This is a genomic window from Streptomyces sp. SID4985, from assembly GCF_009863025.1.
GTDB lineage: Bacteria > Actinomycetota > Actinomycetes > Streptomycetales > Streptomycetaceae > Streptomyces.
Map to the genome: position 1 here is coordinate 1 of NZ_WWIR01000440.1, position 22,858 is coordinate 22,858.

27 protein-coding genes and 1 tRNA gene are annotated in these 22,858 nt (G+C 71.8%); 17 read left to right on the top strand and 11 right to left on the bottom strand.

Annotated features, from left to right (window positions below; all coding sequences use genetic code 11):
• The first annotated feature begins 63 nt into the window (after positions 1–63).
• The 9 genes from GTW40_RS18965 (at position 64) to GTW40_RS19005 (ending at position 7,261) form a co-directional block, all read left to right on the top strand.
• On the top strand, positions 64–498 hold the full coding sequence (locus GTW40_RS18965) for a roadblock/LC7 domain-containing protein (protein ID WP_161181384.1): 435 nt from the start codon (positions 64–66) through the stop codon (positions 496–498).
• Positions 499–500: 2 nt separating this feature from the next.
• The gene (locus tag GTW40_RS18970) at positions 501–872 is read left to right on the top strand and encodes a DUF742 domain-containing protein (protein WP_161181385.1); all 372 of its coding nucleotides are present in this window, start codon (positions 501–503) and stop codon (positions 870–872) included.
• A complete protein-coding gene (locus tag GTW40_RS18975) occupies positions 850–1,449 on the top strand; it encodes an ATP/GTP-binding protein (RefSeq protein WP_161181386.1) in 600 nt (199 codons plus the stop codon). Before GTW40_RS18970 ends, GTW40_RS18975 begins: the two co-directional genes overlap by 23 nt.
• 120 nt (positions 1,450–1,569) lie before the next feature.
• The gene (locus GTW40_RS18980) at positions 1,570–2,145 is read left to right on the top strand and encodes a GAF domain-containing protein (RefSeq protein ID WP_161181387.1); all 576 of its coding nucleotides are present in this window, start codon (positions 1,570–1,572) and stop codon (positions 2,143–2,145) included.
• A 321-nt stretch (positions 2,146–2,466) separates the two neighbouring features.
• Positions 2,467–3,495 (top strand): L-threonine 3-dehydrogenase, encoded by a 1,029-nt coding sequence (gene tdh / locus GTW40_RS18985; protein WP_161181388.1) that lies wholly within the window; start codon positions 2,467–2,469, stop codon positions 3,493–3,495.
• A gap of 65 nt (positions 3,496–3,560) precedes the next feature.
• Complete coding sequence (locus GTW40_RS18990) at positions 3,561–4,760, top strand: glycine C-acetyltransferase (protein WP_161181389.1); 1,200 nt, start codon at positions 3,561–3,563, stop codon at positions 4,758–4,760.
• Positions 4,761–4,950: 190 nt separating this feature from the next.
• Entirely contained in the window at positions 4,951–5,868 is a 918-nt protein-coding gene (locus GTW40_RS18995; RefSeq protein ID WP_161181390.1) for a LysR family transcriptional regulator, read from the top strand.
• Between the two features lie 46 nt (positions 5,869–5,914).
• Entirely contained in the window at positions 5,915–6,487 is a 573-nt protein-coding gene (locus tag GTW40_RS19000) for a helix-turn-helix domain-containing protein (protein WP_161181391.1), read from the top strand.
• A 414-nt stretch (positions 6,488–6,901) separates the two neighbouring features.
• Entirely contained in the window at positions 6,902–7,261 is a 360-nt protein-coding gene (locus GTW40_RS19005; protein WP_161181392.1) for an MmcQ/YjbR family DNA-binding protein, read from the top strand.
• A gap of 38 nt (positions 7,262–7,299) precedes the next feature.
• Here GTW40_RS19005 and GTW40_RS19010 read toward each other — a convergent pair whose 3' ends face one another.
• On the bottom strand, positions 7,300–8,214 hold the full coding sequence (locus GTW40_RS19010) for a transketolase (protein ID WP_161181393.1): 915 nt from the start codon (positions 8,212–8,214) through the stop codon (positions 7,300–7,302).
• Positions 8,215–8,280: 66 nt separating this feature from the next.
• A complete protein-coding gene (locus GTW40_RS19015) occupies positions 8,281–8,922 on the bottom strand; it encodes a transketolase (protein WP_237525576.1) in 642 nt (213 codons plus the stop codon).
• A gap of 226 nt (positions 8,923–9,148) precedes the next feature.
• On the opposite strand from GTW40_RS19015, the gene GTW40_RS19020 reads away from it, so the two are divergent.
• A tRNA-Pro gene (locus tag GTW40_RS19020) sits at positions 9,149–9,222 on the top strand.
• Between the two features lie 139 nt (positions 9,223–9,361).
• Here the strand turns inward: GTW40_RS19020 and GTW40_RS19025 are convergent.
• Positions 9,362–9,922, bottom strand: a complete 561-nt coding sequence (locus GTW40_RS19025; protein ID WP_161181394.1) for a hypothetical protein — start codon at positions 9,920–9,922, stop codon at positions 9,362–9,364.
• Between the two features lie 139 nt (positions 9,923–10,061).
• Positions 10,062–10,676, bottom strand: coding sequence for a TetR/AcrR family transcriptional regulator (locus GTW40_RS19030; RefSeq protein WP_161181395.1), 615 nt, complete (start codon positions 10,674–10,676; stop codon positions 10,062–10,064).
• A 434-nt stretch (positions 10,677–11,110) separates the two neighbouring features.
• Between GTW40_RS19030 and GTW40_RS19035 the strand changes: the two genes are divergently transcribed.
• A complete protein-coding gene (locus tag GTW40_RS19035; RefSeq protein WP_161181396.1) occupies positions 11,111–12,514 on the top strand; it encodes an NAD(P)/FAD-dependent oxidoreductase in 1,404 nt (467 codons plus the stop codon).
• A 128-nt stretch (positions 12,515–12,642) separates the two neighbouring features.
• Here GTW40_RS19035 and GTW40_RS19040 read toward each other — a convergent pair whose 3' ends face one another.
• From GTW40_RS19040 to GTW40_RS19055, 4 genes are all read right to left on the bottom strand, one after another.
• Positions 12,643–13,329 carry a hypothetical protein gene (locus GTW40_RS19040; protein ID WP_161181397.1) on the bottom strand — a complete coding sequence of 229 codons (687 nt, stop codon included), beginning with the start codon at positions 13,327–13,329 and terminating at the stop codon, positions 12,643–12,645.
• 194 nt (positions 13,330–13,523) lie between these two features.
• Entirely contained in the window at positions 13,524–14,330 is an 807-nt protein-coding gene (locus GTW40_RS19045; RefSeq protein ID WP_161181398.1) for an SAM-dependent methyltransferase, read from the bottom strand.
• Between the two features lie 63 nt (positions 14,331–14,393).
• Positions 14,394–14,645, bottom strand: a complete 252-nt coding sequence (locus GTW40_RS19050) for a DUF397 domain-containing protein (RefSeq protein ID WP_161181399.1) — start codon at positions 14,643–14,645, stop codon at positions 14,394–14,396.
• Positions 14,642–15,517 carry a helix-turn-helix transcriptional regulator gene (locus tag GTW40_RS19055; RefSeq protein WP_161181400.1) on the bottom strand — a complete coding sequence of 292 codons (876 nt, stop codon included), beginning with the start codon at positions 15,515–15,517 and terminating at the stop codon, positions 14,642–14,644. Before GTW40_RS19055 ends, GTW40_RS19050 begins: the two co-directional genes overlap by 4 nt.
• A 236-nt stretch (positions 15,518–15,753) precedes the next feature.
• Here GTW40_RS19055 and GTW40_RS19060 point away from each other — a divergent pair, with 236 nt between their 5' ends.
• The 4 genes from GTW40_RS19060 (at position 15,754) to GTW40_RS19075 (ending at position 18,902) form a co-directional block, all read left to right on the top strand.
• Complete coding sequence (locus GTW40_RS19060; RefSeq protein WP_161181401.1) at positions 15,754–16,194, top strand: ATP-binding protein; 441 nt, start codon at positions 15,754–15,756, stop codon at positions 16,192–16,194.
• Between the two features lie 208 nt (positions 16,195–16,402).
• Positions 16,403–17,764 carry an MFS transporter gene (locus tag GTW40_RS19065; RefSeq protein WP_161181410.1) on the top strand — a complete coding sequence of 454 codons (1,362 nt, stop codon included), beginning with the start codon at positions 16,403–16,405 and terminating at the stop codon, positions 17,762–17,764.
• Positions 17,765–17,845: 81 nt separating this feature from the next.
• Positions 17,846–18,400 carry an isochorismatase family protein gene (locus GTW40_RS19070; RefSeq protein ID WP_161181402.1) on the top strand — a complete coding sequence of 185 codons (555 nt, stop codon included), beginning with the start codon at positions 17,846–17,848 and terminating at the stop codon, positions 18,398–18,400.
• Between the two features lie 238 nt (positions 18,401–18,638).
• Complete coding sequence (locus tag GTW40_RS19075) at positions 18,639–18,902, top strand: hypothetical protein (RefSeq protein ID WP_161181403.1); 264 nt, start codon at positions 18,639–18,641, stop codon at positions 18,900–18,902.
• A 50-nt stretch (positions 18,903–18,952) separates the two neighbouring features.
• Here GTW40_RS19075 and GTW40_RS19080 read toward each other — a convergent pair whose 3' ends face one another.
• A complete protein-coding gene (locus GTW40_RS19080; RefSeq protein ID WP_161181404.1) occupies positions 18,953–19,309 on the bottom strand; it encodes a DUF6343 family protein in 357 nt (118 codons plus the stop codon).
• A gap of 178 nt (positions 19,310–19,487) precedes the next feature.
• Between GTW40_RS19080 and GTW40_RS19085 the strand changes: the two genes are divergently transcribed.
• Both GTW40_RS19085 and GTW40_RS19090 read left to right on the top strand, forming a co-directional pair.
• Entirely contained in the window at positions 19,488–20,054 is a 567-nt protein-coding gene (locus GTW40_RS19085; protein WP_161181405.1) for a hypothetical protein, read from the top strand.
• Positions 20,055–20,136: 82 nt separating this feature from the next.
• Positions 20,137–20,598, top strand: coding sequence for a hypothetical protein (locus GTW40_RS19090; protein WP_161181406.1), 462 nt, complete (start codon positions 20,137–20,139; stop codon positions 20,596–20,598).
• A gap of 36 nt (positions 20,599–20,634) precedes the next feature.
• Here GTW40_RS19090 and GTW40_RS19095 read toward each other — a convergent pair whose 3' ends face one another.
• On the bottom strand, positions 20,635–21,927 hold the full coding sequence (locus GTW40_RS19095) for a GAF domain-containing SpoIIE family protein phosphatase (RefSeq protein WP_161181407.1): 1,293 nt from the start codon (positions 21,925–21,927) through the stop codon (positions 20,635–20,637).
• Positions 21,928–22,040: 113 nt separating this feature from the next.
• The coding region (locus GTW40_RS19100) for a hypothetical protein (RefSeq protein ID WP_161181408.1) at positions 22,041–22,858 on the bottom strand (818 nt) is incomplete at its 5' end.

Below are 22,858 nucleotides of genomic sequence, written 5' to 3' on the forward strand. Positions count from 1 at the left end.
ACCACCCCGAACCGCGCCCACCACGCTCCCGCAGACCTTCGTACCCCAAGGAGTCGATCCACCATGGCGAGCGATGCGCCGACCGCCCAAGCAACCGACCTCGACTGGCTGCTGAGCGGCCTCGTGCAGCGCGTTCCCCACACCGGCAGCGCCGTGCTCCTGTCCTGCGACGGGCTGGTGAAGTCCGTGCACGGACTCGACCCCGACAGCGCGGACCACATGGCCGCCCTCGCCTCCGGCCTGTACTCGCTGGGCCGCAGCGCGGGCGTCCGGTTCGGCGACGGCGGCGACGTGCGCCAGGTCGTCGTGGAACTCGACTCGACCCTGCTGTTCGTCACCACCGCCGGATCCGGCACCTGTCTCGCCGTGCTCGCGGGACGCGAGGCCGACGCCGCCGTGCTCGGGTACGAGATGGCGATGCTGGTCAAGAGCGTCCGCCCGTACCTCGTGACCGCCCCCCGGCAGCAGGCCGCCGACACCCCGGCGACGAGGCATTGAGCGTGACAACGGCCGGCGACGGGCCCTGGCTCGACGACGCGGCCGGGCGGCTGGTGCGGCCGTTCACCGTCAGCAACGGCCGCACCGAACCGACCATCGCACTGGACCTCATCTCCCAGGTGAGGGCCACCGGAGTCGCCCCGCTCGGCTACCTCGGCCCCGAGTACGCCCAGGCCATCGACCTGTGCCGCGGGCCCCTCACGGTGGCCGAGGTCGCCGCGCACCTGAGACTCCCCGCCGCCGTGACCAAGGTGCTGCTCTCGGACCTCGTGGACTGCGGGGCGCTCACCACCAAGCCCCCCGCCTTCCACCACAACCCCACTGACCGGTCTCTGCTGGAGGCAGTGCTCGATGGATTACGACGACAGCTCTGACCCGTTCCCCACCGCGCTCAAGATCCTGGTGGCGGGCGGGTTCGGGGTCGGCAAGACCACCTTCGTGGGAGCGGTCAGCGAGATCGCGCCGCTCAGCACGGAGGAGTTGCTGACCACGGTCGGCGCGGCCACGGACAACCTCGACGGCGTCGAGAACAAGGTCGAGACGACCGTCGCCATGGACTTCGGCCGGATCACCCTCGATCCGCAGCACGTGCTGTACCTGTTCGGCACGCCGGGACAGGAGCGGTTCTGGTTCATGTGGGACGAACTGTGCGAGGGCGCGCTCGGCGCGGTCGTCCTCGCCGACACCCGCCGCCTCGAGGAGTGCTTCGCCGCCGTGGACTTCTTCGAAGAACGCGGACTGGGCTTCATCGTCGCCGTCAACGAGTTCGACGGCGCCTTCCGCTACGACCCCGACGAGGTGCGCTCGGCCCTCGACCTGAGCCCCGGGACACCCGTGGTGCCGTGCGACGCCCGCATCTCCAGCTCCGGCGTACAGACCCTGCTCGCCCTCGTACGCCACCTCATCGCCCACAGCCCCGCGCCCGTGCCACGCCACAGCGCCCACATGTGACCGCCGCACACGTGTCCCGCCCACACGTGCCCAGCCCACATGGGCCTCGCCCCCATGTGACCACCGCACACAGCCCTGGAGTCGCCCCATGAGGTACGCCCACCGTCACGGAGCCCGGTCATGATGTACGAGCCGGCCCGCCGTGTCCGTGGCCTGCTGCTCACACCGGAGGACAAGGAGGCTCCCGCCCGGACGGCCAAGCTGCGCAGCATGGGTCTCGGGGAGCGCCCCGAACCGGCGCTCGACGTCTACGCCGACCATCTCGCCCTGCTCACCGGCGCGCCGTACGCCATGGTCAACTTCATCGGCGAGGAGCTTCAGTTCTTCGCCGGGCTGAGCAGCCCCGCCGTGGCCCCCGTCGTCCGCGAGGACGGCAGCAGGCCCGAGATCGGCCGGGTGCTGCCCCGCGAACACGGCTTCTGCCCCCATGTGGTGGTCCGCCGCAAGGCGCTCGTGCTGGAGGACGTCCGCGACTATCCGCGCTTCGCCGGGAACCCTGTCGTGGACGACCTCGGCATCCGCTCCTATCTCGGCGCACCCCTCATCGACAGCTCCGGCATGGTGCTGGGCACCGTGTGCGCGGCCGACACCTCCCCGCGTTCGTGGGGGCAGCCGGGCCTGGACACCATCAAGGCCCTCGCCGTCGAACTCACCGGCCGCATCGAGCGGTCGGCCGCCGACGGTCTGCCCCTCTGAACGGACGGCACGGCACGCACGCCCCGGCAGCACACCGGCAACAGCACCGGCACCACGCCCGAACCGGCGCCACCCCGCACCGACAAGCCCACCAGCTGCTCCGAACGAGTCGCGCCCAAACCGGTCATAGAAACCCCCGCACCCGCCCCGAACCCCCAGGCGCCGCAAGGCGTGAAGCGGAGCTGAGGCTCCGGTTAAGAAAAGCTCGATGGACCCGGGCCCGCGCATACGGCAGATTGCAGGGTGATTCCACCTCTCTGACCCGGTGCGGCCCCTTTCGGTGTGCCCGCGTGCCGGGCCTCACCCTCAGGAGCCGTAGCGTTGAAGGCGCTGGTCAAGGACAAGGCGGAGCCCGGGCTCTGGCTCACGGACGTGCCCGAGCCCACCGTGGGGCCCGGTGACGTACTGATCAAGGTCATGCGGACCGGTATCTGCGGCACCGACCTGCACATCCGGAACTGGGACGGCTGGGCGCAGCAGGCCGTGCGCACCCCGCTCGTGCTCGGCCACGAGTTCGTCGGCCAGGTCGTGGAGCTCGGCCGCGACGTCACCGAGATCCGAGTCGGCGACCGGGTCAGCGGCGAGGGCCACCTGGTGTGCGGCAAGTGCCGCAACTGTCTGGCCGGCCGCCGCCACCTGTGCCGGGCCACCATCGGACTGGGTGTGGGCCGCGACGGCGCGTTCGCCGAATATGTGGTGCTGCCCGCCACCAATGTGTGGGTGCACCGTGTTCCGGTCGATCTCGATGTGGCCGCCATCTTCGACCCGTTCGGCAACGCCGTGCACACGGCGCTCTCCTTCCCGCTGGTCGGCGAGGACGTGCTCATCACCGGCGCGGGCCCGATCGGCCTGATGGCCGCCGCCGTGGCCCGGCACGCGGGTGCCCGCAACGTCGTCGTCACCGACGTGAGCGAGGAGCGCCTGGCGCTGGCCCGCAAGATCGGCGCGAGCCTCGCCCTCAACGTCTCGCACTCCACCATCGCCGACGGACAGCGCGAGCTGGGCCTGCGCGAGGGCTTCGACATCGGCCTGGAGATGTCCGGCCGCGCCGAGGCGCTGCAGGACATGATCGCCAACATGACCAACGGCGGCCGGATCGCCATGCTCGGCCTGCCCGCGCAGGAGTTCCCGGTGGACTGGGCCCGGGTCGTCACGTCGATGATCACCATCAAGGGCATCTACGGCCGGGAGATGTTCGAGACCTGGTACGCGATGTCGGTGCTGCTCGAAGGCGGCCTCGACCTCACGCCCGTGATCACCGGCCGGTACGACTACCGCGACTTCGACGCGGCCTTCGCGGACGCGGCGAGCGGCACCGGCGGCAAGGTCATCCTCGACTGGACCGCGTAACCCCCGCCCCCGGCGGGTATCGCGAGAACCCCCACTCCGTCAGCACCTTCAGAGGAGCCCACCCCATGTTCGACTCCGTGCGCGACGACCTGCGCGCCACCCTCGACGAGATCCGCGCCGCCGGTCTGCACAAGCCCGAGCGCGTCATCGGCACCCCGCAGTCCGCGACCGTCGCCGTCACCGCAGGTGGCCGTCCCGGCGAGGTCCTCAACTTCTGCGCCAACAACTACCTCGGCCTCGCCGACCACCCCGACGTGGTCGCCGCCGCCCACGAGGCGCTGGACCGCTGGGGCTACGGCATGGCCTCCGTCCGCTTCATCTGCGGCACCCAGGAGGTCCACAAGGAGCTGGAGGCCCGCCTGTCGGCGTTCCTCGGCCAGGAGGACACGATCCTCTACTCCTCCTGCTTCGACGCCAACGGCGGTGTCTTCGAGACCCTGCTCGGCGCGGAGGACGCGGTGATCTCCGACGCCCTCAACCACGCCTCCATCATCGACGGCATCCGCCTGTCCAAGGCCCGCCGCTTCCGCTACGCCAACCGCGACCTCGCGGACCTGGAGACCCAGCTCAAGGAGGCGACGGCGGGCGGCGCGCGGCGCAAGCTCATCGTCACCGACGGCGTCTTCTCCATGGACGGCTACGTGGCCCCGCTCGCCGAGATCTGCGACCTCGCCGACCGCTACGACGCGATGGTCATGGTCGACGACTCGCACGCCGTCGGCTTCGTCGGCCCCACCGGCCGCGGCACCCCCGAGCTGCACGGCGTCATGGACCGCGTCGACATCATCACCGGCACCCTCGGCAAGGCCCTCGGCGGCGCGTCCGGCGGCTACGTCGCGGCCCGCGCCGAGATCGTCGCCCTGCTGCGCCAGCGCTCGCGGCCGTACCTGTTCTCCAACACCCTCGCCCCGGTCATCGCCGCCGCCTCCCTGAAGGTCCTCGACCTGCTGGAGTCCGCCGACGACCTGCGCGTCCACCTGGCCGAGAACACCGCCCTGTTCCGCAGCCGCATGACCGAGGAGGGCTTCGACATCCTCCCCGGCGACCACGCCATCGCGCCCGTCATGATCGGCGACGCGTCCGAGGCGGGCCGCATGGCCGAGCTGCTCCTGGAGCGCGGCGTCTACGTGATCGGCTTCTCCTACCCGGTCGTCCCGCAGGGCCAGGCCCGCATCCGCGTCCAGCTCTCGGCCGCGCACTCCACAGAGGACGTGAACCGCGCGGTGGACGCCTTCGTGGCGGCCCGCGCCGCACTGACGGCCTGATCCGACGGCTGAGGGCCCCGAGAGGGCCCGAAACGAGACATGTGGCCGCCCCACCCTCGGCGGGAGGCCACATGTCTCGTTCGCATATGGCATGTCGTTGCGGACATGTCGGCCGGGCATATGTGGTCCCACCTTGGACCCATCCAGAGGCGCGGCCGAAAACATGCGGCCCCTTGCGATAATGGGCTCCATGATCGAGGCTCGGCGGCTCCACATCCTCCGTGCGGTCGCCGACCACCGGACGGTCACGGCGGCCGCCGCCGCGCTCTACCTCACCCCCTCCGCCGTCTCCCAGCAGCTCACCGCACTGGAGCAGGAGACCGGCCACCGCCTGGTGGAACGGGGCGCGAAGGGCGTACGGCTCACCCCGGCCGGGGAGATCCTTCTCGGCCACACCAACCTGGTCCTCGCCCAGCTGGAACGGGCCGAGGCCGAGCTGGCCGCCTACGGCAAGGGCGAGGCCGGTACGGTCACCCTCGCCGCGTTCGCGACCGGCATCTCCGGGGTCGTGGCGCCCGCCGTGGCCCGGCTCGCCCGCTCCGCGCCCGGCATCGGCATCCGTGTCCAGGACGCCGAGGGCGACGAGAGCCTGCGGATGCTCCTGGACCGGCAGGTGGACGTGGCGGTGACGGTCGAGTACCGGGGAGCGCCGCCCGCCGACGACCCGCGTCTCACCCATGTCCCGCTGTACGCCGAGCCGTTCGACGCGGTCGTACCCGTCACGCACCGCCTCGCGGAGGCCCCCGTCATCCCCCTCGCGGACCTGGCCAAGGATCCGTGGATCGGGCCGTACCCCGGGAACCCCTGCCACGACGTGGTCGTGCTCGCCTGCGAGAACGCCGGTTTCCAGCCCCGCCTGGAACACTCCTCCGACGACTTCCGCGCCGTCGTCGCGCTGGCCTCGGCGGACGCGGGCGTGGCGCTCGTACCTCGCTCGGCGCTGCGCGGCATGGACCTCACGGGCGTGGTCGTACGCCCCGTGGACGGTGTGGCCCCCACCCGCCGCGTCTTCGCGGCCGTACGACGCGGCGCCGAGGACCATCCGCTGATCCGCCCGGTGCTGGACGCGCTGGGCTGCGCGGCACGGGCCGGGGACTCGGCCGCGTGACGCGCCCGTAACTCCTCTGTCTCACATCGGGGACAGCTTCCCGGATATGAGACACGAGGATCCCGACCCCGTCGACGCCCGCCTGGGCGCCAGGCTCTCCGCGCTGCGCGCCCAACACGGCTGGTCCCTGGACGAGTTGGCCGAACGCAGCGGCGTGAGCCGGTCCACGCTCTCGCGCACCGAGCGCGCCGAGACCAGCGCCACCGCCGCCGTCCTCAACCGCCTCTGCCACGTCTACGGCCGCACGATGTCCCAACTTCTCAGCGAGGTAGAGGCCGAACCGGCCCCGGTGGTCCGCGCCGAGGGGCAGCGGGTGTGGGCCGACCGCGCCTCCGGTTTCGTCCGCCGGGCCGTGTCCCCGCCGCACCCGGCCCTGCGCGGCGAACTGGTCGAGGGCAGACTCTCGCCAGGCGCCGACATCGCCTACGACCGCCCGCCCGTGCCGGGCCTCGAACAGCATCTGTGGGTCCTGTCCGGCGCACTCGACGTGACGGACGCCGGTACCGAGCACCGCCTCGCCACCGGCGACTGCCTGCGGATGCGGGTCTTCGGCCCGACGAGGTTCCGCTGCGCGGGCCCGGACGAGGCCCGCTATGTGCTGGCGGTGGTACGGCCATGAGGGTGCTGCGGTGGGACGTGGGCCAAGTGCGGCACGGCGCCGCCGAGTTGGCCCACCTGCTCACCGACACGGTGGCCGCCGGGGCCTCGGTGGGCTTCCTCGCGCCGTTGGACCGGGCCCGGGCGACGGCCTGGTGGCGCGAGCGGGCGGAAGGGGTGGCACGAGGGGAGCTGGCGGTGTGGGCGGCGGTGGACGACAGCGGCCGTGCGGACGGCGGCGATCAGGGGGAGGACAGCGCCACCGGCCGCGTAGGGCTGGACCCGGGCCGGGACCATCCCCGACTACGCCACGAACACGGTCGGCACCCCGCGCGCCACGACCTTGTACTACAAGCGGCTCGAACCGCTGGAACCACGGGAACCGCTCGAACCGCCCCTCGGCTGACTGTCAGTGGCAGGGGTTACCGTGCGTGGCATGACGGACGCAGACGACGTACGCCGGATCGCCCTGTCCCTGCCGGAGGTGACGGAGAAGATCGCCTGGAGCATGCCCACGTTCCGGGTGGCCGGGAAGATGTTCGCCACGCTGCCCGAGGAGGAGACCTCGATCGCCGTGCGCTGCCCCAAGGAGGAGCGCGACGAACTGGTCCTGGCCGAGCCGGAGAAATTCTGGATCGCCGGTCATGAGGCCCAGTTCGCCTGGGTACGGGCCCGGATAGCCGCGCTGGACGACGAGGCGGAGCTGCGTGCCATCCTCACCGACTCCTGGCGCCAGGCGGCCCCGCCCCGGCTGCTGGAGGCACACCCGGAGCTGGGGGTGACCGGGGCGGGCTGACCCGCGCGCCCGCCCCGCCGCACCGGGCAGGTCGCTCCTCACACCCGGGCGGGTGCCACGAACGCCCCGATCCGCTCCCGCAGGCTCCGCGCGTCCAGGCCGTGCGCGGCCACATGCTCCTCGAGCGTGCCGTACCGCCGCAGCTCGCGGCGGGCCACGCCGAGGCCGAGCACCCGGTGCGGTACGTCGGCCAGGGCCTCGCCGACGGCCCCCGTCGAGGTCCCGGCGAGGTACGGCTCCACGAGGACCACGTCCGGACGGGCCGCCCCGGCCCCGGTCGCCCGGCGCAGCCCGGCGGCGTCGAAGGGCCGCACGGTCGTGGCGTAGAGCACGGTCACGTCCAGGCCCTCCGTCGCCGCGAGGACGGCGTCCAGCATCGGGCCCACCGCGATCACGACCCCGGCGCGCCCCTCGCGCACCGTGAGGAAGTGCTCCCCGTCGACGGGCAGCGCCTCACGGTTGGCCTGGAGGGAGAGGCGGACATACACCTTGTCGTCACCGGCGGCGACCGCGTGGCGCAGCAGGGTCTCCGCCTCGTCGGGGTGGCCGGGCACATGCATGGTCCAGCCGTCCAGGGTGTCGAGGAGGGCGATGTCGCCGGGCGCCATGTGGGTCACGCCCCCGGCCGGCCAGTCGAAGGAGGCGGCCGCGCTGACCAGCACCGCCCCGGCGTTCTGGTGGCCGAGGTCCAGCTTGACCTGCTCGAAGGGCCGCTCCACGAGGAAGCTGGCGAAGGTGTGCACGATCGGCCGGAGCCCGGTGAGCGCGAGTCCGGCGGCGGCGCCGATCAGGAGCTGCTCGCGGATGCCGACGTTGATCACACGGTCCGGGTGCGTGCGCAGGGCTTCGGCGAAGCCGTCCCTGCCGATCTCGGCGAGAACGACCGCGACACGCGGGTTCTCCTCCAGCAGGCGGGAGGCGACGGGGGCGAGCCGGTCACGCATGGTCTCCATGGGGAAGGGCCTTTCCACTGATGTGCGCGGAGGTGGGGGAGGGAGATGGGGATGGGGCTGGGGGGATCAGGCGTACTTAGGCTCGACACGGGCCACGACCACATGGGGGCGGCCGGGATGCGGGGCGGTGAAGGCGGCGTACAGGGCCTCGTGGTCCCGCCCGTCCACGGTCACGGCGGACCAGCCGGCCGCCTCGAAGCGGGCGGCGATCCCGCCGGGCCGCGCGTGACTGGCGGAGGAGTTGTCCACGACGATCGTGTGCAGCCGGTCGAGACCGGCGGGCCCGGAGAAGGCGATGGCCTCGTGGTTGCTGCCCTCGTCCAGCTCGGCGTCCCCGATCAGCACCCACACGGCCGGGTCGTGCAGCCCCTGGGCGCGCAGCCCGAGCGCGGTCCCGACGCCGATCGGCAGCCCGTGCCCGAGCGACCCGCTGCCGATCTCGGCGCCCGGCACCAGCACCCGGTCGGGGTGGTGGCCGAGCGGCGAGTCGTAGCCGCCGAAACCGGGCAGCCAGTCCACGGGGACGAAGCCCTTCGCGGCGAGGACGGCGTAGTACGCCATCGGCCCGTGCCCCTTGCTCAGCAGGAACCGGTCGCGGCCCGGGTCGTCCTGCCGCTCAGGCGTGACCCGCAGCACCCGGTCGTAGAGCACCCACAGCACGTCCAGCGTGGAGGTGGCGGCCGGGCCGTGCTTCTCGTCGCCGGTCATGAGGCCAATCAGTCCGCCCAGGTCGGCGTAGGTGTGCGGGGCCTCGCCGGAGTGCTCCTCGGGACCATGGCCAGGACGGTGGTCGTGCGCGGTGATCGTCATACCGCCGATCGTGCAACCTCGACCAGGCTTGAGGTCAACCGTTTACGGATGCGCGACCAGCGACCCGAGTGCGGTATTGTTTCCCTGCACGTTGCGGCCAGGGAAACCCCAGGTCAAACGGCATCGGGACGTGGCGCAGCTTGGTAGCGCACTTGACTGGGGGTCAAGGGGTCGCAGGTTCAAATCCTGTCGTCCCGACTCGTGAGAGTCGCAGTTCAGGGCCGGTTTCGGGAGATCCGAAACCGGCCCTGACTCGTTCTGGGGGACCAGGCGGGGACCGCGTGGGGGCCGGTCGGGGATCGGTGTTCCCGGGAGCGCGCGCCGCCGAGCGGCCGGGTCAGTCCCCATTGGTGGCGCGGCCCAGGCGCAGGGCCGAGACGAGGAAGAAGGCGCCGCCCGGGACCGCGTAGCCGATCGCGCCGGTGAGCGTGGGCTCGTCCGCGCCGGCCGACGCGACGAACGAGACCCCGGCCAGGGCGGAGATGGCGCCGCTGAGGATCATCGGCCACTGGCCGCCCAGCGCCCGGCGGCGGACGGCCACGGTCAGCTGGACCGCCCCGGACGCGATCGCCCAGGCTCCCCACACGCGCAGCACCGCCGGAATGCCGGACGTGCTGGCGAGGGCCACGCCGAGGGCCGCGACCAGGCTGATCGCCATGTTCACGTAGAGCAGGGCCGGTGATCCCGTGGTGCGCGACGACTTCGCGTCGACGACGGCCGCCCCCACGTCGAACAGCGGATACAGCACGAGCAGTACGGACGCGACCGGGCCGAGCCGCGACGCCATCGGGAACATCACGAGGGCCCAGGCGAGGGCGAACGCGAACCGGACGAAGTACAGCCGTCGCAGGACGGAGGCCGTCCCGGTGGTGCCGGTCGGAGCGGTGAGGGTGCTCATGGCGATCCCTTTCCATGGAAGAACGAACGTTCTGTCTCTTCAGGCTGGCAAGGGTGTCCCTACTTGTCAAGACCGAACGTTCTACCTCTTCATGAAGCCGACTGGGCGCGGAAATCGGGGAGTTGTCGTCCAGCCGGTCCTACGAGGCGGCGGCGTCGGCCGCCACAACCTCGGCGGCGCGGGCCCGGAGGATTCCCTCGACGCCCCGCAGGAAGGTCTCCGAGACCAGTTCGGGGTCGGACAGGCAGCCGGAGACCATGGCGCCGTCCCGCAGCATGACGAGATGCCGGCCCGCGGCCTCGGCGGACGTGGCGCCGGTCTGGGCCAGCAGTTCCGTGACGGTGTCCAGGAACCACTGCCGGTGGGCCAGGACGGCCCGGTGGACCGGGTGTTCCGGGTCGGGGTATTCCGCCGCCGCGTTGAGGAACGCGCAGCCACGGAACCCGGGGGACCGGATGCCCGCCGTGATGGTCCGGCAGACGGCCCGGACCTGGTCGGCCGCCGACTCCGCACCCGCCTGGGCGGTCTCGGCCTGCGCCCGGAGCTCCCGGTCGGCCTGGGTGAGGTACGCGAGGACGAGATCTTCCTTGCCCGTGAAGTGCCGGTACAGCGTGGCCCGGGTGACCTGCGCCTCCGCCACGATCCGGTCGACCCCGACGGAGTGGATGCCCTCCGTGTAGAAGATCCTCGTCGCCGTCCCGAGCAGCCGCGCTCGCGCTTCCGACGTGCCGCTTCGCCTTGTGCCCTGGCTCATGCGCCCAGGTTAGCGAACGGGGAGAGAACGATCGGTCTTGGTGGGGTGCTTCCGTGTCCGAGGAGCCGGGCGGCCCCCGTGCGTGTCCGCATCGGTGTCGTCCCCGGCGCATCCGCAGCCCCGGCGGGTTGGGCCTCGGCCGCCCGGTGCCCGGCGCCCCCGGCGGAGACGATCGTGGCGATCTGCGCGGAGATACTTGCCGCCGCCCTGGACGGCCGGGAGGCGCCGGTGCCGCGTGGACGGCCCGGTCGGCTCGTCGTCCGAACCGGCGCCGCGTAGCCCGGGCCTGCGGCTTTGCGGGGACACCGTCGCTGAGCAGGCCCTCCCGCCCCGCGCACACCGGTCGCGCGCTCATTCCTGACGTGTTGGGATCAATGTGTCGGCCGTGCTCCCGTGCCTGTGCACGGTTCGAGCCGCCTGACCCGTGGAAAGGGGTGATGTCCGTGTCTCGACCCAGAATCCTGGTGGTGGGGGCGGGTTTCGCCGGAGTCGGTTGTGTCCGCCATCTGGAGCGCAAGCTGGAGCGGGGCGAGGCGGACGTCACCCTCGTGACGCCGTACTCGTACCAGCTCTACCTCCCGCTGCTGCCCCAGGTGGCCTCCGGTGTCCTCACCCCGCAGTCGATCGCGATCTCGCTGCGGCGGAGCAGGAAGTACCGCACCCGCATCGTCCCCGGCCGGGCGATCGGCGTGGACCCCGAGGCGAAGGTGTGCGTGGTGCGGACCCTCACCGGCCGGATCCTCAACGAGTCCTACGACTACATCGTGCTCACCCCGGGCAGCGTGACCCGCACCTTCGACATCCCCGGCCTCGCCGAGTACGCCGTCGGGATGAAGACCCTCGCGGAGGCCGCCTACATCCGCGACCACGTCATCTCCCAGCTGGACCTCGCGGACGCGAGCGACGACCCGGACGAGCGTGCCGCGCGGCTCCAGTTCGTGGTCGTGGGAGGCGGCTACGCGGGCACCGAGACCGCGGCCTGTCTGCAACGCCTCACCCATGCCGCCGTGGAGCGCTATCCCCGCCTCGATCCGGGCCTGATCCGCTGGCATCTGATCGACATCGCCCCCAAGCTCATGCCCGAACTCGGCGACCGGCTCGGGCAGCAGGCGATGAAGATCCTGCGCCACCGGGGCATCGACGTCTCGCTGGGCGTGTCGGTCGCGAAGGTCACGGAGGACCGGGTGACCTTCACCGACGGCAGGGTCATCCCGACGTACACGCTCATCTGGACGGCCGGTGTGATCGGCAGTCCGCTGATCGACACCTTCGACGGGGAGAAGATCCGGGGGCGCCTCAGGACGACCGCCGAGATGACCGTGCCCGGCCAGGACGGCATGTTCGCCCTCGGTGACGCCGCCGCCGTGCCGGACCTCGCGAAGGGCGGCGACGCGATCTGCCCGCCCACCGCTCAACATGCCATGCGGCAGGGCAAGGTGGTCGCGGAGAACGTCATCGCCGCGCTGCGCGGCGAGCCGCTCAAGCCGTACGTCCACCACGACCTCGGCCTTGTCGTCGACCTCGGCGGCAAGGACGCCGTGTCCCGGCCGCTCGGCATCGAACTGCACGGCATCCTCGCCCAGCTCGTCGCCCGCGGCTATCACTGGTCCGCGCTGCGCACCGGCGTCGCCAAGGTCCGGGTCCTGGTCAACTGGCTACTGAACGCCGTCGCGGGCGACGATTTCGTCCGCACGGGCTTCCAGCGCGGACGTCCGGCCCGGCTGCGGGACTTCGAGTACACCGACGCCTATCTCACGCCGGACCAGGTCCGGGCGGAGGTGGGGCAGGCGGAGTCCGCGGGGAAGATCGAGGGGAAGGGGTCCGGGGCGGCCTCCTGAGCTCCCTTGTGGCATCCGCCGACTGGCCCTTCACAGGCCGCGCCGCCCAACCAGCCGTGGAGGAATCCCCGCTCACCGACATGGAGGCACCCCGCGCCGCTGCCGCTGTCCCTTCCTTCGACTCGGGCTCAGGACGCGGTAGTGATCGGTCCGATCGGGATGCAGTTGGCTCGGGAGCGCACCTGGGACTGTGTCTCGCAGAGTGTGGCGCCCTTCAGGTTCGCCTTCTCCGAGACGAACTGCCAGACCCAGTGGTAGTAGACGGTGTTCGCCTCCAGGGTGCCGAAGACGGGGTCGATGCCCTGGGACTCCTGTCCGCCGTAGAGCATCTGGTCCTCGGTCCGGTAGTCCATCCCGCCGTCGAGCATGTTCCCGATGGCCCCGGACCCGTAAGCGGCGTCCACGTCCTTCTGGAGGCTCGGATAGTCGATCGACAGTTCCGCGGTGGGCGCGTGGATACCGCGGTCGCGTGGCTCGGCCTCCACCCGCAGCAGCAGGGCAAGCGCCTTCGTTCCGGCCGGCGGGGGATCGTTCGGCATGTCCGCCATCGTCTTGGCGCCGAGTATCCGCACCGTGTAGGTGTACTTGCCGTGCATGTGCAGCACCGGGGTGCGCGCCGGGGGCATCTTGAGCGGCGTGGGCTGGTCGGTCGCGTTCTTGCCCGGCGCGGGAACCTGTGAGGCCGCCGTCGTCCCGATGGCCCCGGCGGGCGCCGTCGCGTGCCCGCCGCAACCCGTCAGCGTGCCGATCCCGATGCCGACGATCGTCGCGGCCGCCCAGCGCCTGGGCGCGCGTATCCGCCGATCCCCGTTCATGATTCCCCCGGTCCTCTCGCCTCGACTGATCGACTGGGGTCACAGTAGTGGATGCCCACGACAGGCACGTGTGCGCAGTTGACGCGACGTCACAGTGCTCAGCCGCGGCGGCGGTTGCTTCCCGCGGCCCGGATGTCAGGGCAACGCACCACGTGCGTGTACGAGGGGGAGGGGGAAGCGCCGCCTCGCACCCGCTACCGCTTGATGCCCACCCCGGTCCACAGGCTGACCTCCGCGTCGGTGTCCGTGGGCTCCGCGTCGGGGCGCCAGCGGTGGCCGACGGTGATGCCGGGGTCGAGGAGGTCCAGGCCGTCGAAGAAGCGGGCCACCGCCTCGCGGGAGCGGAACTGCACAGGAGTTCCGGCGTTGTTGTAGATGTCGGTGACCTTCTGCCAGGTCTCCGGGTCGAAGTCGGGGGTGCAGTGGCTCAGGGCGAGCGCGCTGCCGACGGGGAGGACGTCCAGGAGGCGGCCGACGATGCCGTACGGGTCCTGGGCGTCCGGCACGAAGTGCATCAGGGCGTTGAGGGACAGGGCGATCGGCTGGCCGAAGTCCAGCACCTCGGCCAGCTCGGGGGCGTCGAGGAGCGACTGCGGGTCGTTGACGTCCGCCTCGATGTAGGTCGTACGGCCCTCCGCCGTGCTGCGCATCAGACGCTCGGCGTACTTCAGGACGAGCGGGTCGTTGTCGGCGTACGCCACCCGGGCGTCGGGGACCACGGACTGGGCCACCTGGTGCAGGTTGGGCTCGGTGGGGATGCCGGTGCCGATGTCGAGCCACTGCCGGATGCCGTGCTCCTGGGCCAGGACACGGGTGGCGCGGTGCATGAAGGCGCGGTTCTCGCGGGCGCAGGTGAAGATGCCCGGGTAGACGGACGCCACGTTCTCGGCGGCCTGCTTGTCGACCTCGAAGTGGTCCTTGCCGCCGAGGTAGTAGTCGTACATGCGGGCAGAGTGGGGCCTGCTGGTGTCGATGTCCCGCGCCGCGTGTGAGTTGGTCATCCTCTTCCTTTTCGGTGAGTCGCCGGGGCGTGCGTGTGCGTGGGGGGAGAAGCCGGCCGCTGGTCAGCCGGTGGTCAGGTGGTCGGCCATGCCCCGCTTGACCCCCGCGACGAACGCGGTGATCTCCTCGGGGGTGTAGATGAGGGCGGGTCCCGCGGGGTCGGTGGACTGCCGCAGCGCGACCCGGCCGTCCGCGAGCTGCTTCGTCTGCACGCACTGACCTCCGTTGGGGCCGCTCCAGGGAGACTCCCAGCCCTGCTCACCGAGGTCCGACGCGGGCATGCCGTTGTAGAAACTGCCGTCGCTGGCGGTCATGAGTACTCCTTGCGCATGCGGTTCAGGAGCGCCCTGCTCTGCGTGTCGGAGGTCAGCAGGGACATGCGGTTGTGCGCCTCCAGATGGGCGACGACCTCGGCACGCTGGTCGAGGTACATCGCGCCGGAGAGGATCTCGCTGTAGACGACGTCCGGAAGCTCGGGCTCCTCGAAGCGGAAGTAGGTGAACGGGGCGCACACGCCCACATGGGCCCCGGCGGTGAACGGCACGATGTCGACGCTGACGTGCTCCAGCTCCGAGACCTCCAGGAGCCGGTCTATCTGCTCGCGCATCACCTCGGCGCCGCCGACCACCCGGTGCAGTACGGCCTCCTCCATCACGACCCAGAGCGTGGGCGCCTCGGGCTTCTCCAACAGGGCCTGGCGGCGCAGCCGCAGGCCGACGCGGCGCTCCAGGTCCTCGTCGTTGTCGTTCGGGAAGCCGCCGGAGAGTACGGCGCGTGCGTAGCGGTGGGTCTGCAACAGGCCGGTGACGTAGTGCGGTTCGTAGGTGCGCAGGGTTCTCGCGCCGGTCTCCAGGCTCACGTACGCGCTGAACCAGCCGGGCAGCACGTCGCGGTAGGTGTGCCACCAGCCGGGCTCGTTGGCGCGGTCGGCGAAGGCGACGAACTCGGCGATCTCGGTGGCGTCGGCGCCGTACGTCTGAAGCAGTTTCTCGACGTAGAGGGGCTTGAGGGCGACGTCCGCCTTCTCCAGGCGGCGGATGGTCAGGGGCGTGACCCTGAGCGCCCGCGCGGCGTCCTCCAGGGACACGCCCGCCTCCTGGCGCCGCTCCTGGAGCTGCCGTCCCAGGATCATGCGCAGGACGGTGGGCGCACTGGTGCCACCCGCGTTCGCACGCCCTTCACTCACGTCCAGCCTCCTGACGCTCTGTCACCGACACGAGTGTGACAGGCACTTGATGATGCAACCAGAGGGATACCCGGCTTTCTGAAATTATCAGGGAGCCGGTTGCAGGGTGAACTCCGATGCGAGCATAGTTATTTGAGTGAATCGCAGTCTCGTTCACGGTCAACGTCGCGTCCCCGAAGGCAAGTTGATCACATTGCCCTCTGCCGACCGAGTCCGTCCGACGGAAGGCAACCACTGTGTCCCCCCACACGACTTCCTCCCCCGACCTGTTGGACGTCGCCGACCCGGACCAGGCGCACTGGATCGAATTACCCTCGCACCGCTCCAGCGTCCGGGTCGCCCGCCGCTGCGTGCGCACGCGGATCGACGGCTGGGGGCTGTCCGGCGAACTGTGCGCGGACGCCGTGCTGCTCGTCTCCGAACTGACCACCAACGCGGTGCGGCACACCCCGAGCGTGCGCATCCTGTGCGGTCTGGGCATGGTCTCCGCGGGCTGTCTCCGCGTCGAGGTGCACGACCACGACTACTCCGGCCAGGGGCTGAGCCGCTGCGAGCCGGAACCCGACGACGATAGCGGACGGGGACTGCTGCTGGTCGGCGAACTGGCCGACGCCTGGGGGGTGGACCGCTCACGGCTGACCGGGGGGAACGCGGTGTGGGCGACGCTGCGGGCCTGACGGGAACGGCCTCTGATTCCTGAGGCGGGGGCGTCGGCGGACCCGCGCGTACCGGCCGGTGCTTCCCGAAAAGCACTGTTCCGGGCCGGAGTCAGGCCCTACGTTGCTGCCGGTGACCAGCGACCCCTGTGAACCGGCGGAGATTCCTGCCGCACCCGGGCTCTTCTCCCGGGCGTATCTGGCCGTCACGGCGAGTTTCGCCGCCGTCATGTTCCTGACCGGGTTCGCGGCGCTGGCGGTGATGCCGTTGCTGCCGGTGGCCGCCCGGGACCTCGACGGGGTCGGTCTCTATCCGCTGGTGGCAGGGGCGTTCGTGGCGGCGAGCCTGCTCGGCGGTGTGCTGGGCGGGGCGTGGGCGGACCGGGGCGGGGCCCGGCGGCCGCTGACCGCCGGGGTGATCCTGTCCGTCGCGACGCTCCTCGTCTCCGCGACCAGCACCACCATCTGGCAGCTGGCCCTGGGACGCTTCACCGACGGGATCGCGGCGGGCCTGGTGGCCGTGTCCGTCAACGCGGCCGTCGGGCAGTCCTACCCCGATCATCTGCGCGCCCGCGTCCTGTCCCTCATGAGCGCCTGCTGGATCTTGCCGTCACTGGCCGGCCCGCCGCTCGCCGGGTTCGTCGCCACGCGGTGGTCGTGGCACGCGGTGTTCTTCGGCCTCGCAGGGCTCACCCTCATCCCCGCGGTGGCCGCGGTGCTGCTCCTTCGCGGACGGCCGGGACAGCCCGGGGCGGCGAGGGAACCCGCGCGTCCCGGGGCGTCCGTACGGCGGCCCGCCCTGCCCGCCGCGCTGGCGGTGAGCGTGGCCGCGGCGCTCACCCAGTACGGCGTCACCGCCTGGGACGTACGGCACGTGGTGTGCGCGTCGGCCGGTGTGGCGCTGCTCGTGGCGTTCGCCCCGCGCCTGCTGCCACCGCGCACCTGGCGAGCCGGTGCCGGACTGCCCGCCACCGTGCTCCTGCGCGCGCTCACTTCGGGGGCGTACTTCACCCTGGAAGCCTTCGTCCCCCTGATGCTCAGCACGGCGCGCCGGGTGCCGGGCACGGTGACGGGGCTCGCGTTCACCGGGGCGGCGCTTACCTGGGCCGGGGCGTCCTGGGTGCAGGGGCGCCTGCACCACCGGGTGCAGCGGCACCGGCTTGTCGCCGTCGGGGCCGCGATCATGGCGGTGGCGGTCGCGGTGGCGGCCCTGTGCACCGTCCCGGCGGTGCCCGCGGCCGTGGCGGTGTCCTCGATGGTGGTGGCCGCCTTCGGCATGGGACTCGCCACACCGTCCCTCACCCTGCTGTCCCTCGCGCACACTCCGGCCGACCGACAGGGCTACGCGAGCGGCGCGCTGCAGACCGCGCAGAACCTCGGGCAGACCCTGGTCCTGATGGTGACGTCGGCTGTGTTCACGGCACTCTCGGCAGCTTCGACGCATCAACTCCCGTCTTTTACGGGCGCGTTCGCGCTTCTGATGCTTCCGATCGCGGGAGCCGGGTGTCTGGCGGGCCGGACACGGATCATGGTCGCGGACCGGCAACGCGCCGCGGGGCAGCCCGTCGCCGAGGCAGACAGGGGAATGTGAGGGCCTGGGGGTACAGCGCACGCAGCGATGACGGTTCACGGCCGATGGCCACCTGCGCAGGGCCGCCATTACGGTGGGCCGATGCCACCGACGCCGCACCGCTGCGCGCTCCTCGTCATCGACATGCAGGACGACGTGTTGCCCCTTATGCACCGCCCCGACCGGACCGTCCGCACCCTCGCTGATCTGAGCTTCCGGGCGCGTGCCGAGGGCGTTCCCGTCATCACCGTGCGACAGCGGGGTTGCGGCGACACCGTGTCCGAACTGGCGCCACAGGAAGGTGAATCGGTGGTCACGAAGACCACTGCGGACGCCTTCCTGAACACCGGCCTCGACGAGACGCTGGTCCGGCTCGGCGCGACCGAGGTCCTGGTCACCGGTTTCGCCACGGAGAACTGCGTGGAGACGACCGCCCGCCAAGTCCTCAGTCACGGCTACGACTTGGTACTGGTGGCCGACGGACACACCACATCCGTCCGCCCGCAGCCGACGGAATTCGTACCGCCCGACCAGTCGATCGCCCATCACAACGAGATCTACCGGCACATCGACTTTCCTGACCGCAGTGTCCGGGTCCTGCCTGCCGCGGAGGTCGACTTCATGGCGCCTCCGCCGTCGGGAGGCCGTGTTTCCTAGCGGGAGGGAAGCCCGCGGCTTCTGGCCATGCCCAGCCTGGTGCGCGCGGGCCCAGTGCGCGGACGGCCCGATGCACCCCGGGCGGCACAGGCGCCGCACCCGACCGGCCGAGGCTCCCGGGGGAGGTCCTCGCCGGGGCGTTCTCGCGTCGGTCAGGCATATGCAGAACGACCGTGCGGCCGACAGGGACCGCAACCTCTCCCCAGGGCCTGCCGTTACGTGAGGTATGAGGGACGGCGTGTACGGACAGGGAAGCGACCGCCGACCGCCCGGCGAGGTGTACTGGTTCCGGCTCGACGGCGGTGACGACAACTGCCCCTGGTGCCGTGCGCTCCTGCTCACGGAGCACGTGTGCGACGGTGAACCGCCGCCGCCCGCGCCCCGTCCGGACTGCCGACGGTGCCGCCTCACCCGTGTGGTGGACCTGGTGCGTCTCGTGATGGTGCCCTTCGCGTCCCTGGTCACCGTCTTCGCGGCTCTCAGCGCGGTCCTCAGGAGTTGAGGCCCTCGCGACCAGTCAGAGGTCGGAGACCGGGGCGCCGTATGTGCCGGTCACAGCGGCTCGTCCTCCTCCGGGGGCCACCCGCCCCGCTCCCGCGCGCGGCGCCGTACGACGATCACCAGGTCCACGAGTCCGAGCACGGCGAAGAAGGCGCAGATGGCGGCCAGCACGCCCAGTTCCATCGCGCTCGGATTGGTGACCGGGGTGGACCTGCTCGCCCACACGGCGAAGACGACCGTGCCGAACAGGAAGGCCAGCGCGCCGATCGCGCTGAGCACCAGCCGCAGCGTGAGCGCGCCGCGCGCCCTGACCGGCTCGGTGCCGGTGCGCTCCCAGCGGCGGCCGACCAGCCCGGAACGCGCGCGCGGAACGCCCGCCGGGTTCTCGGGGGAACGCCGTTGCCGCATGAGAGCCTCCCGCTGTCGTAGCCGAGGTGAGGAGCCCCGTCCGCGTACCCGGACCGACCCGGCGCAATCACTGCGCCGCTACCCCCAGGTGTGTGCCGACAGGCCGGGGGCAGTCGGAGGGGGAACGAGGAACCCCGTCACCGGACCGCACTCGTCGACGGACTCATGGGGAGGTCCCATGTCCACCACCGAAACGCTGATCGCCATCATCGTCCCCATCGTGGTCATCCTGGCGCTGATCACCTTGGTCACCTGGTTCGTGGTACGCCGCCGCAGGCTGCGCGAGCGCTTCGGGCCCGAGTACGACAGGGCCGTACGCTCCGGCGACGGCAGGCTGTCGGCCGAGCGCGAGCTGCACTCCCGGGAGAAGCGGCACCAGGATCTCGACATCCGCGAACTGCCCCCGGGCGCCCGCGAGCGGTACGCCGAGGACTGGAACAGGGCCCAGCAGGAGTTCGTGGACCATCCGGACCGCAGCGTCACGGACGCCGACCGGCTGGTCACGCAACTGATGCGGGACCGCGGCTATCCGACGGAAGGGTTCGAGCAGCGGCTCAAGGACCTCTCCGTGGAGCACGCGCACACCCTGGAGCAGTACCGGGCCGCCCACGACGTCGGCCGGCGCAACGAGAACGGCGAGGCGACCACCGAGGAGCTGCGCGGCGCCATGGTGCACTACCGCGCGCTGTTCCAGGAACTGCTCGGCGGCACGCAACGGCACGGGGGATCGCCGCACGCGGCCTGACCGTACGACCGTACGCCGAAGGACAGCAGCACGTCGAAGAACCGCACGCGCGGGACCGTCCGCGCGGGAAAGGGAACTCGCCATGTCGCACGACACCCACACCGACGCCGCCGACGGCGGACTGACCACCGAGGACCTGGCGCATCCCGAGCGGCGCGCCGCGCCCGACTCGCCGCCCGCCTATCCCGGCGAGGGCACCGCCGTGCCGGGGGAGCGGGAGAGGGGCGAGGGGCAGGCGCCCGGTGGGCAGGCCGAGCGGTCGCCCGAGCCGGACGCGGAGCCGCTGATCGAGCCCGAGGCGGCGGAGGACTACCGCGAGCGCTGGACGCGTATCCAGGGCACCTTCGTGGACGACCCGAAGGACGCCGTCCACTCGGCCGACACGCTGGTGGCCGAGGTCATCCAGTCCCTGGCCGAGACCTTCGCCGACCACAAGAAGGACCTGGAGGCCCAGTGGAGCCGGGGCCAGGAGGTCGAGACGGAGGGGCTGCGGGTGGCACTCCAGCAGTACCGCACCTTCTTCAACAAGCTGCTCCACGCCTGACGGCCCGTCCGCGCGGCCCGCCGGTCGCCCTCCGCCTCACACCGACAGGCGGAGGGCGATCAGCGCGACGTCGTCGCTGCCGTGCGGACCCATCCCCGCCATCAGCTCGTCGCACATCACGTCCAGGCTCTGGTCGACCAGGGCCGCCGCGTGCTGACGGAGCCGGGTGAGGCTGTGGTCGAGGGGCTCGCTGCGCCGCTCCACCAGACCGTCCGTGTAGAGCAGCAGGGTGCTTCCGGGCGGAAGGACGCTCGTGGCGCTCGTCCGCCGGGCCTCGGGGCTCACGCCCAGCACCATCCCGTGGGCGTCCTCCAGATACCGGGTGTCGCCCCCGGCGGTCACCAGCAGCGGGGGCAGATGCCCGGCCCGGGTCCAGTCCAGGGTGTAGTGGCCGTCCTCGCCGGGGCCCTTGAGCAGGGCGTACACACAGGTCGCCGTCTGGTGGGGGTTCAGGGCGGCGATGGCGAGGTCCAGGCGGCGCAGGATGTGTCCGGGCGGCTCCTGGCGGTCGCAGGCGATGCCCCGGAGCATGTTGCGGATCTGGCTCATCGTCACCGCGGCCTGGAGGTCATGGCCCGTCACATCGCCGATGATCAGGGCGGTGTCGCCGTTGGGCAGCACGAAACAGTCGTACCAGTCCCCGCCGATCTGCGCGGTGGAGGTGGCGGGGGAGTAGCGCGCGGCGATCCTGAGGCCGTTCACCGCCGGCAGGGTGGGCAGCAGGGAGCGCTGCAGCCGCTCGGCGATGTTCTGCACCTCGGCGTGCAGACGCGCGTTGTCGACGTACAGCGCGGCGCGGTGGGCGAGGCCCTCCACCAGATCGAGGTCCTCCTCGCCCAGGGGTGGCCGGTCCGGGCCGCGGCCCAGGGCCAGCGCGCCGAGGATGCGGCGCCGGGCGCGCAGCGGCGCCACGACGCCGGACGCCCCGCCCATGCGCCGGAACAGGGCCGAGTTGAGCGCGTGCAGGGGGTCGCTCGGGGTGTTCTCGGGGGCGAACTCCTCGGGGGACAGCAGCAGGGCGCCCGCGCCGCGCAGCACCCGTGCCCAGGGGCCGCCGGAGTCCTCCCGGACGGCGGGCAGGACGCCGGTGAGTCCCGTGAGCGGGGTGTTCGGGTCGTGGTGGGTGACGCACACCCGCTCCAGCCTGCCCGCCTCGTCCATGACGTCGGCGACGCTCCAGTCGGCCAGTGCGGGGACGAGGACCCGGCAGACCCGGCGCAGCCCCTCGACCGCGTCCAGGGTGCTCGCCAGGACGGCACCGGTCTGGTTCAACAGGGTGAGGCGGTCGAGCGCCTCCTGCAGTGCCGCGTCCACCTCGAAGCTGTCCATGGCTTCCCCTCTACCCGGTTCGGGCGGATTCGCTCCACCCGAACCGGGAGGAAACCCCTCATCGGGGGTGACGCGGCCCCCCGGGGCGCCTCAGGTGGTCGTCACCGGATGCGTCACTGGATGCTCCAGCGGTGCGGGTGGGCGGGGTCGGCGGGGCAGGCGAAGACGTTGAGTTCGCCCCAGCGGCCGACGACGACCCCGGTCGGAACGGCGTGCGCGTGCGTGGGCAGCCCGCGGTCCTCCAGCGGACGCCAGCTGCCGCTGCCGCCGTCCCACTCCGAGGTATCGACGGTCAGGAGCAGGTGCATCGGGGTCGCGCACGCTGTGCAGTCCATGGCGGCCGGGTCGGTGCTGTGCCACGAGGCGAATCCCCCTGCGCGCCAGCCCGGCGGGATGGAGAGGTCGTACTGGTAGTACGCGGGCACTTCCCCGTCCGTCTCCTCCGCCTCTTCCTCCAGGGCCTCTTCCCAGGCGTCGATCCGGGCGCACAGCTCCTCGGGCAGCAGACCGGCGAACGGATAGGTGGTCACCCGCTCCGGGTTCAGCACGCACGGCTCGGGCACGTATCCCGCGGAGCCGACCACCCGTGGCAACGGCGGTGCCGTCAGTACGGCGGTGACCTCATGCGACCGGCGCCAGCGCAGATCGAGCATCATGCCGTAACCCGTCGGGCCGTGCGCGCTGAAGGGGCACCAGAACACCTGGAGCAGATCGCAGCCGTCCGGGCCGTCCGGGAGGTCGGGTATGTCCCGGCGGTAGAGCTGGGCGAGGGCGATCAGGGGGAGCGGAGTGGTCGCGGCCTCGTCCGGCGCGTGGTGGAGCTGCCGCGCCTCGTCCACGATCCGCCGGTCCTCGTCCGTGGGCCCGTGCTCCGGGTCGCCGCGCCACGCGGCGTGCAGCGTCGCGCGCTCCCGGTGGATGTCCGCCGGGC